This is a genomic window from Acinetobacter sp. SWBY1 (genome assembly GCF_002946595.1).
Taxonomy (GTDB): Bacteria; Pseudomonadota; Gammaproteobacteria; order Pseudomonadales; family Moraxellaceae; genus Acinetobacter; species Acinetobacter towneri.
In genome coordinates this window covers 766,969-785,409 of sequence record NZ_CP026616.1, presented here as the reverse complement: position 1 = coordinate 785,409, position 18,441 = coordinate 766,969, and the positions used below count along the sequence as shown (strand labels likewise).

Genomic DNA, 18,441 nt, shown 5'->3' with positions numbered 1-18,441 from the left:
CCCGAGCAAGTTTAAGCAGTGCCTAAAGTTGCCAATGATTGAGAAGAATCAAATCAGCACGATGGATGGAATCGCATGATGATGATTTTGTATGTTTCTCAAATATGTTGTAGGTATTGTTTGAGTACTGAAAAAGTCAGCCCACAGCTCAATCAATAATTTTGAGATGGATGGGCAATTCACTTTTTCAAAAGATGCACCATCATAACAATAAAAAATAATTCTATATAGTGCTGTGTATGTTATGCATATCACTGTTTTTACAACAGAAAGCGAATAAGTCAAAATAAGTTCTTATAAATAAATATATTCTGTAAAGATTAAGGATTTGAACAAGTGTTTAAATATTTAGGTGCTTTAAAATTTATTCTGCAATCGATAGTAAAAAACGAGATATGAAATTGTCGGTATGAAATCGGCTTAGTTACAAGAATCAGAACATGGCTGTAAATACATAAAAGAAGTTATGAATGATTTTTCCAACGATAATATATCGCCCATATATAAGGCAAACAGAGTAACAATGAACCTATCCCTATAAAAACATAAGCCAAATATATTAATCCTGCAAAAAATAAAAAGTATTTGCAATGTAAACTCAACGAATATTGAAATTAAAAATTCTTTGAAGCTTTTTATTTTTTGCATGTTTATTGATCTAAAGTATTTTATAAACGTAGATCATCACAATGTACATGGGTTACAACCTGATAAACAAAAAGCTCGTACAGTGACGAGCTTTTTTATGGACTTAAATTTTTAGACTAAACTAAAAATTTTAAGCATTTTCACGAGCAATGGCACGATAGCCAATATCTTTACGATATTGCACACCATCAAAGGTAACTTTTTCGCACAGTTCAAGGGCTTTAGCTTGCGCTTCGCCAATGGTATTACCGAGCGCAGTTACACACAGTACACGACCACCATTGGTCACAATCTCACCATCGGCATTGCTTGCTGTACCTGCGTGGAATACTTTCGCATCTGCCATTTGTGTTTCTAAACCAGAAATCACATCACCTTTGCCTGAAGTTTCAGGGTAACCCGCAGTCGCCAATACAATCCCGACAGTTTTGCGTTCATCCCAGTCTGCTTCGGCAGGTAAGTTGCCAGCAATACCTGCTTCAACCAAATCTACCAAAGATGACTTTAAGCGCATCATAATAGGTTGTGTTTCTGGGTCACCAAAACGGCAGTTAAACTCGATCACTTTTGGTTGACCTTTGTCGTCAATCATTAAGCCTGCGTATAAGAAACCTGTATAAACATGACCGTCTTTTTTCATACCTTCAACAGTAGGACGCATCACTTCATTCATGGTTTTTTCAAATACGTCTGCAGTCACGACAGGGGCAGGAGAGTATGCACCCATACCACCAGTATTTGGACCTTGGTCGCCTTCAAAAATACGCTTGTGGTCTTGTGAAGTTGCCATAGGAAGGATGTTGTCGCCATCAATCATACAAATGAAAGAAGCTTCTTCACCTGCAAGGAATTCTTCAATGACTACACGTGAACCTGCATCACCAAATTTGTTGCCTGCTAGCATGTCATCAATTGCATCAAATGCTTCTTGATTGGTCATCGCCACGATCACGCCTTTACCTGCAGCAAGACCGTCCGCCTTGATCACGATTGGAGCACCATTTTTTTCAACAAATGCTTTTGCCGCATCAACTTCGGTGAATACGTCATAGAATGCAGTTGGAATGTTGTGACGTTTTAAAAAGTGCTTGGCAAAGGCTTTAGAACCTTCAAGCTGTGCAGCAAACTGGGTTGGGCCCCAAATTTTTAAACCCGCTTCACGGCAGGCATCTACTACACCATTGACCAGTGGTGCTTCAGGGCCAACAATGATTAAATCAACAGCATTATTTTTGGCAAAGTCGATGATTGCAGGGTTATTTTGAATATCTAACGCTACATTCTCGCATTTGTTTTCTGTTGCCGTACCTGCATTACCCGGTGCAACGAAGACTTTAGCGACTTTGTCATCTTGTGCGATTTTCCATGCCAACGCATGTTCACGACCGCCGCTACCTAAAACTAAAATATTCATCTAAAAATCCCTCAAAGAATAAAATCCCCCTAGCGAAGCTATGCTTTTCACCCTTGAAAAGGAAGGAGATTGTGCATAAAAACACAGTTCCCTTACGTGAAAAGTCCCCCTTTTATAAAAAAGGGGGATTTCGGAGGATTATTAAATACGACTTCTAATTAATGAGTTTAATTAGTGACGGAAATGACGCATGCCAGTGAAGACCATTGCAATACCAGCTTCATCTGCTGCTGCAATCGTTTCTTCATCACGCATAGAACCACCCGGTTGAATAATGCATTTGATACCAGCTTTAGCTGCGTTATCAATACCATCACGGAATGGGAAGAATGCGTCAGATGCCATTACTGCACCTTCAACCACTAAACCTGCATGTTCTGCTTTAATGGCAGCAATACGAGCAGAGTTTACACGGCTCATTTGACCTGCACCAACACCAATGGTCTGACGGTTTTTTGCATAAACAATTGCGTTCGATTTTACGTATTTCGCAACTTTCCAAGCAAAGATCATGTCGTCAATTTCTTGTTCAGTTGGTGCACGTTTGGTCACAACTTTTAAGTCATCTTTAGTGATCATGCCCAAGTCTTGATCTTGAACCAATAAACCGCCGTTGACACGTTTGTAATCCATTTGTGGAGCGCGTGCATCAATCGCAGGAAGTTCGCCACATACCAGTACACGTACGTTTTTCTTCGCGCCAGTCACTTCAAGTACGCCATCAGCAATGCTTGGTGCAATGATCACTTCAACGAATTGACGGTCTACAATCGCTTGTGCAGTCGCAACGTCTAACTCACGGTTAAACGCAATGATGCCACCAAATGCAGATTCAGGGTCAGTTGCATAAGCAAGGTCATAAGCTGCTTGAATACCGTCTAAAGAGACAGCAACACCACATGGGTTCGCGTGTTTTACGATCACACAAGCAGGTTTTGCAAATGATTTCACACATTCAAGTGCGGCATCAGTATCTGCAATGTTATTATAAGATAATTCTTTACCTTGAAGCTGTTTCGCTGTAGAAACAGAAGCTTCAGTTGCAGCAGGGTCTACATAGAACGCTGCAGATTGATGCGGGTTTTCGCCGTAACGTAAATCTTGCGCTTTGTTCAATTGTGTATTGAATGTACGTGCAAATTGGTCAGCAGTACCTTCTTCTTTACCTACACGTGCACCTAAGTAAGAGGCGATCATGCCGTCATATTGTGCAGTGTGTTCAAATGCTTTCACTGCCAAATCAAAACGAGTTTCGTAAGACAATGCACCGTTGCTTTTCATTTCTGCAATAACAGTCGCATAGTCAGAAGCATTTACTACAATACCTACAGAAGCATGGTTTTTCGCTGCAGCGCGAACCATAGTAGGGCCACCAATGTCGATGTTCTCAATCGCATCTGCAAGTGAACAATTTGGTTTTGCAACAGTCGCAGCAAATGGATAAAGGTTAACAACAACCAAGTCGATGGCATCAATATTGTGTTCTGCCATGACTGCTTCGTCTAGACCACGACGAGCCAAGATACCGCCATGAATTTTTGGGTGTAACGTTTTTACACGACCATCCATCATTTCAGGGAAACCAGTATGCTCTGATACTTCTACGACAGCAATATTGTTGTCTTTAAGCAACTTATAAGTACCGCCAGTAGATAAAATTTCTACCCCAAGAGCAGCAAGGTCTTGTGCAAATTCAACAATACCTGTTTTGTCAGAAACAGAGATTAAAGCGCGTTTAATAGTCATGATCTTCGTCACAGTTTTCAATTACAGATTAAAACAAACTAGCAAAATGCAGGTAAAAAAAATGCCTGCGGAGGTCGCAAGCATTTTATCACTTATTCACTCATTAAACCGTGAGCTTTTAACTTTTTACGTAAAGTACCACGGTTTAGTCCAAGAATTTCAGCAGCGCGTGTTTGGTTACCGCGAGTGTATTCAAGAACAACAGATAAAAGAGGTTTCTCCATTTCTGCTAACACCATGTCATACACTTGTGAAGGTTGTTCACCTTGTAGTTGTGCAAAATAATGGCGAACTGCGCGATCTACGTGAATACGTAAAGCAACATCAGATTGTGCAGTAAAAATAGGAGATTTGCTATTCATGCGAATTAATCCGAAAATCAGATATCACTGGGATAAAGTGATATATCAATGTGGTCTATAAATTAAATGAACTCCGTTTTAGATCCTAAAACGGGAAGTTCTAAAACTGGAACATTTAGCTTGCCACAACTCTAGGCATTGGTCGAAATTTAAGCGTAACAATACATTAATAATTGTTACAGACCAAAATCAAAACAAAAAATCTACTCTGTACGCGATATATAAAAATAAAGCGCATTAGACAGATCTATATTTGTTGTGAATCTTGCGAGGAGTTTGCAGCACAAAGCTTTCGTGGCGCGTATGATACCATTGTATGAGAAAAAGTGAGCAAGAAAACTGCAATTTTTTTATTTTTTTCGCTATTTTTTCACTATTTTTTTGTGAATTAAGGCTTGATAATTTCTAAAGTATAGGCATCGAAGTCGTTTCGTGATATTGGAACTAAAATGTCAAACTTAAATGGACTGTTTTTAGGAATACGTTGAATGCTCGAAAGACTTTCGACCAAATACTCCTGTGGGGAATAGATGTAAGTCGATAATGTTTGTTGTTTTTCTTTTAAAGTGACTTTGATATTAGGCAAAGCCAAGCTTTTATCATAGTAATTGATCAGCTCACCCGTAAATTGTGTATTCATACGATCTACACGTTTAACCTTCACGCGATTTGCTGAAATTAAGCTATAGCGTTCTTCTAAACTGCTACAGTTAAAAAATTGACAGACTTGGGTAAACACAGAATTCAGTGCAGGGCTGCTGTTTAAAAACTTTGGGTTAAACCACAAAATTTGGAAGATCAACAAGCCAATCAATAAAAGATTAATAATTCCCCAAAGTAAGTAGTAACCATTGCCATGCTTTTTTTCGCTTTCAAGATCAGGCGCAGACAACTTCATGGCAGGAATGTTGCCAATCGGTTCAGTACTGAAATAATTGAGGTTATTCAGATAGGTTTTCAGATCAATATTGGAATGTTCAACTTTACGCTGAAAAATATCTAAAATATGTTGCGGTTGCGCAAGTTCAGCAGTTGCCTGCATAAAACTGCGGTTTTGAATGTGATGTAATTGTGATGTGACTGAGTTTTTATTTTGAGGAAAGGCAAATACCAAATGCGAAAGAGCATTAAAGGTATTGTCGCATTTAGGACAACAAACCATCCCTTGCGCAACGGTCAGCTGCGCAACGGATACTTTATAAACAGTTTGGCATTCAGGGCACTTGGTTTGCTTGTCACTCATAACTCAAAAATTACAGTTAGTGGGGATGGCGTTTCCCAGAAATTCGACACCAGTTTTCTTCACGTTTTTCGACTTGTACTATATCAAAAAATTCAGAATAAACACTAGAAACTTCAGCAACTTGCTCTTCAATTACACCTGCAAGTGCGAACTCGCCCTCAGATTTAATTAAAGTTGCAAACTCTGGCGCAAGCATCATTAATGGGCCTGCCAAAATATTGGCAACCAAAATGTCTGCTTTTTCATTACCGATGGTTTCATTGAACTCTTCTGGAAGTCCCACATATAAGTTTTTAAGTACACCGTTGAGTTCTGCATTTTGTTTGGTCGCTAAAACTGCTTGCGGGTCAATATCAGTCGCATAGACTTTTTTTGCACCGAGCAACAAAGCCGCTACTCCTAAAATACCTGAACCACAACCGTAGTCGATCACGACTTTATCTTTTACATTGGTTTTACCTAACCATTGCAGGCACAGGAACGTACTGGCATGGTTACCTGTACCAAAAGCCAAACCTGGGTCAAGTTTAATATTGACTGCATCTGCCTCAGGTGGTTCTAACCATTCAGGTACAATCCAGAATTTCTCTGCAATCTGGATTGGCTCGTAGTAATCCATCCATGAGCGTTCCCAAACCTGATCTTCCAAAAATTCACTGCGTAAAGGGGCATCTGGCATTTGCGCACGAATAAAGGTTTCTAGGGCTGCAACATCAATTTCTTCACCTTCGTCTTGTGCATAAATACCTGTCACAATGACTTTGTTCCAAAGTGGTGTTTCACCTGGCAGTGGCTCAAGTAAGTCCTGATTTTCCGCATCATCTAAGGTTACGCTGACTGCACCCAATGAACTGAGCAGGGTTTCAGTAAAATCGACTTGCGCTTGATCAACAGTAATATGTATTTGTAACCACTTCACGGAGATAACCTAAAATTTAATGCGAAAGCGCTATTGTAACTGAACTGCTGCAGACGCTGTTATTTTTTATTCGGATTGCGAAAGGGAAAACTCTATACGATTGGAAGTTTCAAATTCGCTTTATGCTTATAGTCGAATAATGTGACAAAAATATAACTCTAAAAAATATAAGTTAAGAATTTGTTTGAACCATCATCGCTCAATCATCCCCAAAACAGTCAAATTGCTGGATTGGGGATGATTGAGAGACTTGTTTTAGGATGCAGATTGCTCCGATGCAGGAGTCGGCACAAATTTATTTAGTAATGTGCCTAAAATTGCGGCAAAAATATACATGAAAATAGAATAAACCGCAGCAGGCATGGCAATGGTTGAGCTTGCCATAACGGTTAGGGCGATGGTCATTGCAAGGGTACTGTTGTGAATGCCAATTTCAAAGGCGCAGGCACGGGCTTGTTGGCTGTTCACACCAAAGAAACGCGGGACAAAATAACCAATCAATAAACTGCAGGCACAGAACAGGGCAGTGGCAAGTCCTACATCTGCCAAATAAAGCATGATGTTGTTTCGCTCTTTGGCAATTGCGCCAATAATAATCACAATTAGAAAAACCACAGCAAAAATACGCACAGGTTTGTTTAAGCGGTCTGCCGTTTGAGGGCTAAAATGGCGTACTAACATCCCTAAAGTGACAGGGATAATAATAATTAAAAACACCTGCAATACTTTGGCAAATTGTAAGCCAACTTGTTGCCCATCCTGCATAAAATGTTGAATGGCAAAGTTGACAATCAGGGGCAAGGTAAATGCTGCAATCACGGAATTCACGGCAGTGAGGGTGATGTTTAGTGCAATATCACCTTTATATAAGTAGCTAAATAAGTTGGCTGTTGGCCCACCTGGAGATGCTGCTAGTAGCATGAGTCCGACTGCAAGCAGTGGTGGTAAATTCAGCAGTTTACAAATAAAGAATGCAATTGCTGTCAGGACGACCAATTGACAAAATAAAGCAATAAACACTGCTTTGGGGTGTTTGCTCACCCGTTTAAAGTCGTTAGGAGTGAGTTCTAAGCCAAGTCCAGCCATGACCACGGCCAAAGCCAGCGGCAAAAATATTGTGATTAATCCTGAATCCATAAACACTCCTTTGTTTTTACATCTACAATAATTTATTTGATATTTAACTGTTTGTTTAATATGTAGTTAATTTTGCTCACGTTTTAAATTGTATTTTTATTGTGGTTTAAACTCTGCTCCTGTTTGTGTTGATGGGCAAGTTTGGCCGATTGTCTAGCTAACATACTCCCTAAAATAAAGCTGAACATATACATAAAAATGGTGTAAATCGCAGAAGGAATGGCAATTTCAGTGCTTTGCAAAACCGATAGCGCAACGGTTAAAGAAACAGCAGTGTTATGAATGCCAATTTCAAAACAACAAGAGCGTGCTTGTTGATCAGGCACACCCGCCAAATACGGCACAAGATAACCAATAAGTAAACTTAAAAAGCAAAAAAGCGCTGTGGCGATACCAATCGCACTGAAATAGTCAAAGACATTGGCGCGTTCGCGGAAAAGCGCATAAAAGAATAAAGCGAAAATGAAATAAATGGACATCAAACGCATAGGTTTGCCCAACTGTAATGCAATTTGTGGCATTGCATTACGCACCGCCATTCCTACACAAACAGGCACAATAATCAGTAAAAAAACCTGTGCCATTTTTTCAATTGGCATGCCAATTTGTTGTTGATCGGTCATAAAATACAGAAAAGACAAATTAACAATAAAAGGCAGCGTAAAGGTCGCCATCACAGAGTTCATTGCGGTTAGGGTAATATTTAGGGCAACGTCACCTTTATAAACATAGCTAAATAAGTTAGCAGTAGGCCCCCCTGGTGAGGCAGCAAGCAGCATTAAGCCAATTGCCAAGAGCGGTGGCAATTCTAAAAATAAACAAATTGAAAATGCTAAAACAGGCAAAATGACCAATTGTGAAAAAAGCGTTAAAAAAATGACTTTAGGAAATTGATTGACCCGAATAAAGTCTTTAGGCGTGAGTTGTAAGCCTAAGCCCATCATCATCACAGCCAAGGTCAGTGGTAGAAAAAAGGTAAAAAAGCCTGAATCCATAGCACATCCTTTATTTTTTTCTTATGGGTATAATTTTCCCTCTCTTTGCAGTGTAATTGTTTTTTGAGCTTGTGCAATAAACAAAGCAGTCACTTCTTATAAATGACTGCTTTGGTGTTATTTTCATGCTTTCAGTTTGAATGAATACAAGCCGATCTGTTCATGAAAATATAGATTAACTGATTGATCACATTGCAGCAGGGCGTGGTGGCGTAAAGCCTAAGGCACATTTGCCTTTTAACTCAGTACCATTGACTGTAATGACGGTGCTTTGCGCATCTGCCATACAAGAACGGTATAATTCAGGCTCATTGCCTTGTAATTGCACTGCTTTAGATGAACTAAAGAATTGTGGTTCACAGGTACCATTCCAGATAATCCCACGATAAGCAAAGCTTACAGGTGCGCCCTGAGTTTTACCTTTACAGACTTGCTGGAATTTTTGCGCGTTATAGACGGTTTCTACTTTATCATTTGCCTGCACTGCAAATGGACTGAAAAATAAGCCACAAAGCATAGAGGACAGCAAAATTTTCTTATTCATGATGTTTCCCTTTGTTTCTCATATCTGTGCTATTAGGATAAAAAATAGACAAATTAAAACAACGGTGATCTGGTTAATTTTTAGGTCTAAATGTTTTTATGTACAGTAAAAATGCAAATTTGGATTACAAAATATTAATTTTGTAGCGCGGTTAAGCCAATAAAATCGACTGAATCTGTCAACTTATGCCACAAGTTTTGCTATAATATTCCGTCTTTATTTTTTATCTCTCATTGACCATTATGCACTATCCTAAAGTTTACGATGTCATTGTTATTGGTGGCGGTCACGCAGGCACCGAAGCGGCGCTTGCAGCAGCACGTATGGGTCGTCAAACCTTACTCTTAACTCATAACATTGAGACTTTAGGGCAGATGAGCTGTAACCCTGCAATTGGCGGGATTGGTAAGTCGCATTTGGTACGTGAGATTGATGCCTTAGGCGGCACAATGGCATTGGCTGCCGATAAAAGCGGGATTCAATTCCGTATTTTAAACTCGCGTAAAGGTGCTGCTGTTCGTGCAACACGTGCGCAGGCAGACCGAGTTCGCTTTAAAGCTGCGATTCGCGCCACTTTAGAAAACCAAGCCAATTTAGATATTTTCCAACAAGCAGCCGATGACCTGATTGTAGAAGGCGATACTGTAAAAGGTGTAGTCACTCAAATGGGGATTCGTTTTGATGCGAAAACCGTGGTATTGACCACAGGTACATTCTTGGGTGGTGTGATTCACATCGGTTTAGAAAAATCGAGCGGTGGTCGTGCAGGCGATCCTCCATCAATTGCTTTGGCGGCACGTTTACGTGAATTAAATTTGCCTGTTGGGCGTTTAAAAACAGGTACGCCACCACGTATTGATGCACGCTCAGTCGATTTTTCGGTCATGATTCCGCAGCCAGGTGATTTCCCATCACCAACCATGTCATTCATGGGTGATGTGTCGATGCACCCTGAACAAGTGAACTGCTATATCACCCATACCAATGAACGTACTCACGAAATTATTCGTGGTGGTTTAGATCGTTCACCGATGTATACAGGTGTGATTGAAGGTGTTGGCCCACGTTACTGCCCATCGATTGAAGATAAAATTCACCGTTTTTCTGATAAAGACTCGCATCAGGTATTTTTGGAGCCTGAAGGTTTAGATACACATGAATTGTATCCAAACGGGATTTCAACCTCTTTACCGTTTGATGTGCAGTTCGAGTTAGTTCGTTCAATTCGTGGTATGGAAAATGCGCATATTTTGCGTCCAGGTTATGCGATTGAATATGATTACTTCAATCCACAAGCCTTGAAATTCACTTTGGAAACCAAAGCCATTAATAACTTGTATTTTGCAGGTCAAATTAATGGTACGACTGGCTATGAAGAAGCGGGTGCGCAAGGTGTGTTAGCTGGTTTGAATGCGGCACGTCGCGCTTGGGATCAGGAACAATGGACACCAAAACGTGACGAAGCTTATATTGGTGTATTGGTTGATGATTTGATCACGCTAGGTACCAAAGAACCGTACCGCATGTTTACCTCACGTGCGGAATACCGTTTGATGTTGCGTGAAGATAATGCCGATCAGCGTTTGACGCCAATTGGTCGTGAGCTTGGTTTGGTGGATGACACTCGTTGGGCAGCTTACTGTGAAAAAATGGAAGCAGTAGAACGTGAAACAGGGCGTTTACAACATTTGTGGGCTGCACCAAACAACCCAATGGGTAAAAAATTTGTTGAAATGACAGGTGCAGATTTATCCAAAGAATGTTCTGCGATTGATCTGTTAAAACGTCCAAATATCAGTTTTGCGCAAATCGCAGAATTAACGGGTTCAGACGTTTCTGCACAAGTGGGCGATCAAATTGAAATTGCAGTGAAATATGCAGGTTATATCAACCGTCAGCATGAAGATGTCGCACAATTAAAACGCTTGGAAGAAACCAAAATCCCTGCCGATTTTGATTATGATGCAGTGTCAGGTTTATCGCGTGAAATCACGCTAAAATTGAAGCATGTTTTGCCTGAAACTTTGGCACAAGCCAGTCGTATTCCAGGTGTGACACCTGCCGCAGTTCAATTGGTGATGATCACCATTCGTAAAAATGCACAGTCACGTAAATCTGCTTAAGGTTTGATGGATTGATGAAGAAGCCCACAATTTAAATTGCGGGCTTTTTTATGCGCCAAAGTAAATCAGATGCTAAGCAAAGAAGAAGTTGCGTATAAGAATAAATCTGATTTCGACTGCATATCTTATGATTTCACAGCTAGATCAGGAGCATTTAAAGTGACACTTATCAACATAGATAGGAGCAAAATATGACTTTAAAAAGCATTCGTTATAGTACAGCTGAACTGGCATGCCCACGCTGAACGATGCCGAGTCAATTTTAATTTTAACTTCAATCAGCAATCACAATAATTTGATTTAAAAGAGAACGATAATGCTATCGCCCCAATATATTTGGGGCTTTTTTATTCCTGAGTTTGATGCACCGCATTGGCAACTTCTACAGGTTCAATCTGAATTAGCTTTTTACCAAAACTACGCAACCACCAAACCAATTGTGAGGTAAACGGCACAGTGGCAGTCACCAACACATTACCATTTTCCAGTGTTTCCATAGTTTGATCTTTGCTTAATTGGCTTTCATCGAAGTATATGGCATCAGCTTTTTGCATGGTAAGTTTGAGCTGAATATTTTCAGTAGCTTTACTGAAATCGACTCTAAAACCTAATTCGCCAGATTCAATATAGGCATCAATATCAAAATTAACAGGATGCAAGGCGCGTGAATCTAAAACTTTGGCTGCTTTAAAACGATGCAGGGCAAAGGTTTGAATGTCGGTTTTGTCAAATCGAGTACAGATTAAATAAATCACCGCACCTTTTTGCACCAAAGCCAAAGGATTCAGCACATAAGTTTTTTCTTCGCCTGAATTGCTGCGTGATTGATAAATACATTCTAGTTGTTTGTCTTGGAGCAAGCCTTCATATATCGCCTGTTGTGCATTGCGGTCTACGACTGGTGGAATTAAAGGTTGTGTTGCAGGCACAATTCGCACACGATTAATCCATTGGCGGACATTGTTTTGGGTCGATAGACTGCGTCGTGCCAAATCAAACCATGGGTTCATTTCTTCAATCAAACTTGGCGGCAGCAGATGTTTTAAATGTTCCTCGACCATCATAAACGTTACCGCTTGAGAGCTGGTCATGTGCGGTAAACTTTGAATCGGTGCATCTGAACGCCAGCGCCAACCTTGTGGTACGGTACCATTACTTTCAATTGGAAAGCGCTGAGAAATTTGATTTAAGTCACGTTGAATCGTACGCAAACTAATGTCGATACCTTCACGTTGCAGGACATCGTGTAATTCACGTGTGCCCATCCATTTACCTGTAGAAAGGCGCGATAAAATTTGCCATTGGCGATATAAACTATTCGATGTTTCTTTTTCTTGTATAGACATATTCAATATTTACTAGGTCAATTCATACGGATGAAAACTTGTTCTTCCACACAATAAGAAAACTCGGAATGATTAGCAAGTTTTTTACTGAAAAAGGGCAAAATATAACCGCAGATTTTGCAGTAAATATCACAAAATTTGGACGGGCAAAGTTGATCAAATAATAGAAGTGAATCAGAAACTATGACCTCAAGCCATACTTGGATCAATTAGAAAAGCAAGATTGAATAGTTGTGTTTAAGTGAAAACCTGTCATTGTTTTGTATGGTAGATACAGGTTTATGTAAATAAAAGCGGTCTGAGTGGATGAGTGCTGTAGGTTAATTGGGCAAGGCGATTGAGGTGCTTTATCGCGATGAATTATCAACAGACCTTAGAGTTAGGAGGATGAAACAACCGTGAATTTATCTAGCAGCGATGCGCGAGAAATTTTTTGGTTAGCCCGATATTTAACCCGTATTCAATATGTATGTCAGCAATTTCCATTTAAACAAAATGATGCTGCTTTGACTTATGCACATGCCTTTTGTTTGCCTGCATTTGATGCAGCTTCTTTAAATGAATTGATTTTAAACGAAGAACAGCCTGCTTCATTTGCGATGCAGTTTGAGCAAACACGGACAAAAATTCAAAACTTGGCACAGGTGTTTTCTAAAGCTACTTATGTTGAATTACAGCAATGTATTCAAAATGCGTGCGATAACGCGAGTTATATTTGTGATGTGGTACAAGACTGCGAAGCACTATTAGATGCAGAACCACAGCAGATATATTTATTTTTCCAATTGGGGCAAAAAATTGAACAATTAGACCGACAAATTCGGTTAAAACAATCGACTGAAAAGACTTTGTCGCAATTGGAAATGATTGTGCAATGCCTAAAAGATTTAGGTTGGACGTCGTTTGTAGACGCATGGCAACAGCTGAAACAGCAACCCGATACCATGCATTTTTATCACTTTAGTGATCATATTCAGCACTTACTTTCGGTGGATTAAGCAGAACTTGTCATGTCAAATTAATCGACAACAATATTATTTTAAGCTCTGTGTAGTTAAAAAAATAGTGGAAGCCGAAGCTCCCATTATGTCTTAACTTATTACTGGCTTTGAACAGCTATCAAATTCAATAGCTTTGACTCGTGCAGTACTTTCGGCTCGGTTACTTAGTCGCGTTCAACCGCAAGTGCAACACCCATACCACCGCCTACGCAAAGCGTTGCGATGCCTTTTTTCGCATCACGACGTTGCATTTCGTGTAGTAACGTCACGAGGATACGGCAACCTGAAGCACCAATCGGGTGACCGAGGGCAATTGCGCCACCATTCACGTTTACTTTATCTAGGTCTAAGCCTAATTCTTTGGCAACACCTAGTGCTTGTGCGGCAAAGGCTTCGTTGGCTTCAATTAAATCGACCTGATCTAAGCTCCAGCCTGCTTTATTTAAGGTTTTCTTAACCGCTTCAACAGGGCCAAGACCCATAATTTCAGGCTCAATACCCGACATTGCATAGGCTTTAATACGTGCTAAAGGTTGTAGGCCTAATGCTGCAGCTTTGTCTGCGCTCATCATTAACACTGCTGCTGCACCATCGTTAATACCAGAAGCATTGCCTGCGGTTACGCTGCCATCTTTTTTGAACGCAGGGCGTAATTTATTCAGGCTTTCAAGGGTAGTATTGGCTTTGATGTATTCATCTTCAGCAAATACAATTGGGTCGCTTTTACGCTGTGGAATGCTTACAGCCGCAATTTCATCTTTAAATTTACCAGCCGCTTGTGCTGCAGCCGCGCGTTGTTGTGAAGTCAGTGCCAATTGGTCTTGTTCTTCACGGTTTAAACCAAGCTTTTCTACAATATTTTCTGCAGTAATACCCATGTGATATTGGTTATAAGCATCGGTTAAACCATCAGCCACCATACTGTCGATCAACTGGGCATTCCCCATTTTTTGACCGTTACGCAACTGCATATAGTGTGCGCTTTGTGACATTGATTCTTGACCACCAGCAACCACAATTTCTGCTTCATCACACTGAATCGCTTGTGCAGCCAAATGTACGGCACGTAAACCTGAACCACACACCACGTTAAGCGTTGATGCAGGTACTTGCACAGGAATACCTGCAGCAATTGCGGCTTGGCGTGCAGGGTTTTGTCCTACACCTGTAGTGAGTACGTTGCCCATAATCACCTGATCGACTTGTTCAGGCTGTACTTTGGCACTGTCTAATACCGCACGAATTGCTGTTTGCCCCAATTGTGGTGCAGATAAAGAAGCGAGGCTACCTAAAAAGCTACCAATTGCAGTACGTTTTGCAGCAACAATGACAACATCTTTCATTTTATATCCTTAAATCTTATGTTCACGTTTCTGTGGATGCACATGATATATAGCATGTGCATTACTGATGTTATATGACTGATTAAAATAAATTTACCAAAACATAGCGACCTGGTGCTGCTTCTATTGTTGGATATTGTGCATTACCTAAGGCACGGGCAGGGAATTGTTGGCCTGCATACGGTGTAACCCAAGCCTGCCAGCGTAGCCACCAAGACTCAGGATGATACTCTGCACCATCAAGCCATTGCTTGGTATTTTCAAACTTGGCAGTATTGGTATAGCAACCGTATTTATTACGACTTGGCGGATTCACAATGCCTGCCACGTGTCCAGATTCACCAAGTACCAGTGTAGATTCACTACCTAAGTAATCTGCACCACGGAAGCAGGTATCCCAAAGCGCGATATGATCTTCCTGCGTAGCAATAAAGAAGCTTGGTGTTTTGACACGAGAAAGGTTGAGTCCAACACCGTTTACTTTCACTGCGTTTGGTGAAATCAATTCATTATTCAAATACAAATTACGCAATAAGAAATTATGAATTTTGGCAGGAATATTGGTGCCGTCGCTGTTCCAATACAAAATATCGAAATCTGAAGGCTCTTTGCCTTTTAAATAGTTCTCGATGTAGTAGTTCCAGTACAGGGTATTTTCACGTAACAAACTGAACGTAACTGCCAATTGGCGACCATCAAAATAACCGAATTGATTATTTAAGGTTTCTAAACCATTAATCACAGGTTCATTAATAAATACGCCTAAGCTGCCTGGGTTTTCAAAGTCGATAATGGTTGCCATATACGTGGCAGATTTCACATGACTTTTCAGGCGTTTTGCCACGTAATAAGCCTGCGTTGCAGCAAGTAAAGTACCACCAATACAATAGCCGATACAGTTGGCTTCTTTTTCTCCTGTAATTTCTTCAATAACACGCAAAGCTTCAACCGCACCTGCGGTGATCAGATCAGCGAAAGTGAGTTCTTTTTGTTCAGCATTTGGGTTACGCCAAGACATTAAAAAGACCGTATGACCTTGCTGACGTAACCAGTTCACCAATGAGTTTTGTTCGCGTAAATCCAGCACATAATATTTATTAATAAATGGCGGCACGATTAGAATCGGGGTTTGATATACATTTTCTGTCGTTGCTTCATATTGCAACAACTGGAAAATTTCATTTTCAAAGACCACTGCGCCTGGTGTATAGGCTAAATCTTTACCCAAGCTAAAAGAGTCACTATTGACTATGCGAATAGATAAATATTTTCCGCTATTGACCACATCATCATGGAAAATTTGCATACCACGGACAAGGTTTTCGCCTTGTTCGGTAATGGTTTGCTGAATCACTTCAGGGTTAGTCCAAAGAAAATTGCTTGGTGATAAAGCATTAATCATTTGACGGGTAAAAAAGTGAATGCGGTAACGCACTTTGTCTGGAATGCCTTCTACGACATCCACCATATTTTGTACCAGTTGGCTAAACAGCAAATAAGACTGCGATAACAGGTCAAAATTGGGTTGTTCTTGCCATAATGGGCTGTTAAAACGACGATCACCACTTTCAGGTTGAATGAATGGTTCGATGTCTTTTGCCACACTGCGCATCATCACATTTTGGTAGATTTGCATTTGACCTTGCCACCAGCTCCATTGCATTTCCATCAAGCGTGCTGGATTTTTAGACAAAGCTTCAAAGAACATAGACATATCTTCTTTGTTGAGCTGTGTTAAAGCGTCATTAATAGGGCTTTGCCCATAATAAAATTCTTGTAGTTTTTTCCAGATATCATCGTGGCTAGAGAAAAATTGTAATATATTTTCTTTGAATTGAAATGAGTTCTGTTTCATTTCATCGCTCCATAGCACATGGCTTTTAGCAATCAAATTGAGTGCAAGGCTGAAACTAAAACGGGGAAATTTTCACACTTCCCCGTAACATTCGTCCTGATAACGCATGGTTTTCAGAGCAGTGTTTATTTATTATTTGGCATTGAATCGCTGACTAACTTTTCAAATTCTGCTTTGACTTCTGAAGTCAGTGTTGCTAATTTTTTGCCATCTTCAATCATTTGCTGACTGAGTTTGTTCATAGTTTCTAATTGCTTGGTGGTGCAGTTCACCATGCTTTGCATGTCTTTCACTTCGCTATTGGCAAACATTTGTGCTAAACCAATGTTGGCATAGTTGCGTGCTGCTTCTAATTGTAGGTTGGTTAAGTTAGCAAAATTTTTTGCAACTATACTGTTGAATTTGGTGTACGGTTCAAACACGTTTTTGTATTGAGCATTCATGTTTGAAAATAAGTCGCCGTATAGCATGGGTGTCACTCCAGTAAATAAACTTGTAGATTAAAATGAGGTGTTACACGCTTAGTGCATGTATAAGCCGCCGTTGATTGATAAGGTTTCGCCTGTTACGTATGCAGCATGATCACTCACTAAATACATAACTGCTGCCGCAATTTCGGTAGGGGCGGCAAGACGTTGCAGAGGAATTTGTGCTTCAATGCTTTTAATTACTTCTTCGCGCATGGCTGTGACCATCGGGGTTGCGGTATAACCTGGTGCAACGACGTTCACGCAGATATTTGAACGTGCGCCTTCTTGCGCCAAAGCTTTGCTAAAGCCGATGATGCCTGCCTTAGTTGCAGAGTAGTTGGCTTGACCAAATTGACCTTTTAAACCGTTCACCGAACTAATGTTCACAATCCGACCAGATTTTTGTTCTAACATTTTGTTAAATACAGGCTGAGTCACTGTAAAAAGTGTTTTTAAATTGGTATCAATCACTTCAGACCATTGTGCATAGCTCATTTTTTTGAAAGTCGCATCGCGGGTAATACCTGCATTGTTGACCAACACATCTACACGACCTTCAGCATCAATCGCTTCTTGAATGGCTGCTGTAGCCGCTTCATGCTCATTTAAGTTGGTTAAAACAAAGCGCACATCGCTTTCTGTAAAGCCGTTGCTTTCAAGCCATTGTTTTTCGCGATCTTCTTCTCTTGGTACAACCGTTGCAATAATTTTATAGCCTGCTGTAACCAGTTGATGGCAAATCTCACTGCCAATACCACCTAATGCACCCGTCACTAAAGCTACTTTTTGTTCAGACATATTCTTTTCCTAAGCAGAATAAGGTTATAAAAATTAAGGAGTTTTTCCTCTTTATTCTTGTTTAGAAATTAAGCGTTTTATATTTCAAAGAGGCTGCAGTTTGATGATGCTTTGAAGTCAAAAGTAAACAAATATTGGTAATAGATTATTTTCTTATCATGTGGATGCTTTTATAAATGGCTTAAATAGTCGTGAAGTCATTGATTCATCGTAGCGCGCAGCACAAACTTCTGAGAACTAGTGAAATGTGATTAATCCATGAATTTGAAGCGATGTGGCAGTTTAAAGACAGTGCGCGAGCATATTGTTTTTTCTTGAGATTTTGAGTGTGATTTTCAGCTAAATATTTGGATGACTGTAAAGCGCTAAATGCAAATGTGGATGACCACAAATTTTTATCAATATGAATGGAAATAAAGTGAATTTAAGAAAATAAAAAGCGAAAAGAAAAATATAAGAACGAAAAAGAGAATGGCTTAGACGATTGCATGCAGCAA

Annotated in this window: 15 protein-coding genes; 2 read left to right on the top strand and 13 right to left on the bottom strand. The window is 40.1% G+C overall.

The window, feature by feature from the left end:
* Positions 1-778: 778 nt before the first annotated feature.
* The 8 genes from purD to C3Y93_RS03890 all read right to left on the bottom strand — a co-directional run bounded on the left by purD (position 779) and on the right by C3Y93_RS03890 (position 9,008).
* Positions 779-2,062, bottom strand: coding sequence for a phosphoribosylamine--glycine ligase (gene purD / locus C3Y93_RS03925; protein ID WP_004973125.1), 1,284 nt, complete (start codon positions 2,060-2,062; stop codon positions 779-781).
* Positions 2,063-2,233: 171 nt separating this feature from the next.
* On the bottom strand, positions 2,234-3,808 hold the full coding sequence (gene purH, locus C3Y93_RS03920; protein WP_004973127.1) for a bifunctional phosphoribosylaminoimidazolecarboxamide formyltransferase/IMP cyclohydrolase: 1,575 nt from the start codon (positions 3,806-3,808) through the stop codon (positions 2,234-2,236).
* 92 nt (positions 3,809-3,900) lie between these two features.
* Positions 3,901-4,170 carry a DNA-binding transcriptional regulator Fis gene (gene fis / locus C3Y93_RS03915; RefSeq protein ID WP_001086304.1) on the bottom strand — a complete coding sequence of 90 codons (270 nt, stop codon included), beginning with the start codon at positions 4,168-4,170 and terminating at the stop codon, positions 3,901-3,903.
* Positions 4,171-4,558: 388 nt separating this feature from the next.
* The gene (locus C3Y93_RS03910) at positions 4,559-5,413 is read right to left on the bottom strand and encodes a DUF3426 domain-containing protein (protein WP_004973129.1); all 855 of its coding nucleotides are present in this window, start codon (positions 5,411-5,413) and stop codon (positions 4,559-4,561) included.
* Positions 5,414-5,429: 16 nt separating this feature from the next.
* The gene (gene prmA, locus C3Y93_RS03905) at positions 5,430-6,332 is read right to left on the bottom strand and encodes a 50S ribosomal protein L11 methyltransferase (RefSeq protein WP_004973131.1); all 903 of its coding nucleotides are present in this window, start codon (positions 6,330-6,332) and stop codon (positions 5,430-5,432) included.
* A gap of 255 nt (positions 6,333-6,587) precedes the next feature.
* Positions 6,588-7,469, bottom strand: a complete 882-nt coding sequence (locus C3Y93_RS03900) for a bile acid:sodium symporter family protein (RefSeq protein WP_096900912.1) — start codon at positions 7,467-7,469, stop codon at positions 6,588-6,590.
* 83 nt (positions 7,470-7,552) lie between these two features.
* Positions 7,553-8,464, bottom strand: a complete 912-nt coding sequence (locus C3Y93_RS03895) for a bile acid:sodium symporter family protein (protein ID WP_004973134.1) — start codon at positions 8,462-8,464, stop codon at positions 7,553-7,555.
* A 187-nt stretch (positions 8,465-8,651) separates the two neighbouring features.
* Positions 8,652-9,008, bottom strand: a complete 357-nt coding sequence (locus C3Y93_RS03890; protein WP_004973135.1) for a hypothetical protein — start codon at positions 9,006-9,008, stop codon at positions 8,652-8,654.
* Positions 9,009-9,250: 242 nt separating this feature from the next.
* Here C3Y93_RS03890 and mnmG point away from each other — a divergent pair, with 242 nt between their 5' ends.
* On the top strand, positions 9,251-11,131 hold the full coding sequence (gene mnmG / locus C3Y93_RS03885; protein WP_104852128.1) for a tRNA uridine-5-carboxymethylaminomethyl(34) synthesis enzyme MnmG: 1,881 nt from the start codon (positions 9,251-9,253) through the stop codon (positions 11,129-11,131).
* A gap of 347 nt (positions 11,132-11,478) precedes the next feature.
* On the opposite strand, the gene C3Y93_RS14400 is transcribed toward mnmG, so the two are convergent.
* Positions 11,479-12,477 carry a helix-turn-helix transcriptional regulator gene (locus tag C3Y93_RS14400; protein ID WP_004973137.1) on the bottom strand — a complete coding sequence of 333 codons (999 nt, stop codon included), beginning with the start codon at positions 12,475-12,477 and terminating at the stop codon, positions 11,479-11,481.
* Positions 12,478-12,875: 398 nt separating this feature from the next.
* On the opposite strand from C3Y93_RS14400, the gene C3Y93_RS03875 reads away from it, so the two are divergent.
* The gene (locus tag C3Y93_RS03875) at positions 12,876-13,475 is read left to right on the top strand and encodes a hypothetical protein (RefSeq protein ID WP_004973138.1); all 600 of its coding nucleotides are present in this window, start codon (positions 12,876-12,878) and stop codon (positions 13,473-13,475) included.
* 167 nt (positions 13,476-13,642) lie between these two features.
* Here C3Y93_RS03875 and C3Y93_RS03870 read toward each other — a convergent pair whose 3' ends face one another.
* The 4 genes from C3Y93_RS03870 to C3Y93_RS03855 form a co-directional block, all read right to left on the bottom strand.
* Positions 13,643-14,821, bottom strand: a complete 1,179-nt coding sequence (locus C3Y93_RS03870; RefSeq protein WP_104852127.1) for an acetyl-CoA C-acetyltransferase — start codon at positions 14,819-14,821, stop codon at positions 13,643-13,645.
* Positions 14,822-14,903: 82 nt separating this feature from the next.
* Positions 14,904-16,676, bottom strand: coding sequence for a class I poly(R)-hydroxyalkanoic acid synthase (locus tag C3Y93_RS03865; protein WP_104852126.1), 1,773 nt, complete (start codon positions 16,674-16,676; stop codon positions 14,904-14,906).
* 125 nt (positions 16,677-16,801) lie between these two features.
* Complete coding sequence (locus tag C3Y93_RS03860; RefSeq protein ID WP_004973142.1) at positions 16,802-17,146, bottom strand: phasin family protein; 345 nt, start codon at positions 17,144-17,146, stop codon at positions 16,802-16,804.
* Between the two features lie 51 nt (positions 17,147-17,197).
* Entirely contained in the window at positions 17,198-17,944 is a 747-nt protein-coding gene (locus C3Y93_RS03855; RefSeq protein WP_104852125.1) for a beta-ketoacyl-ACP reductase, read from the bottom strand.
* Positions 17,945-18,441: the final 497 nt, after the last annotated feature.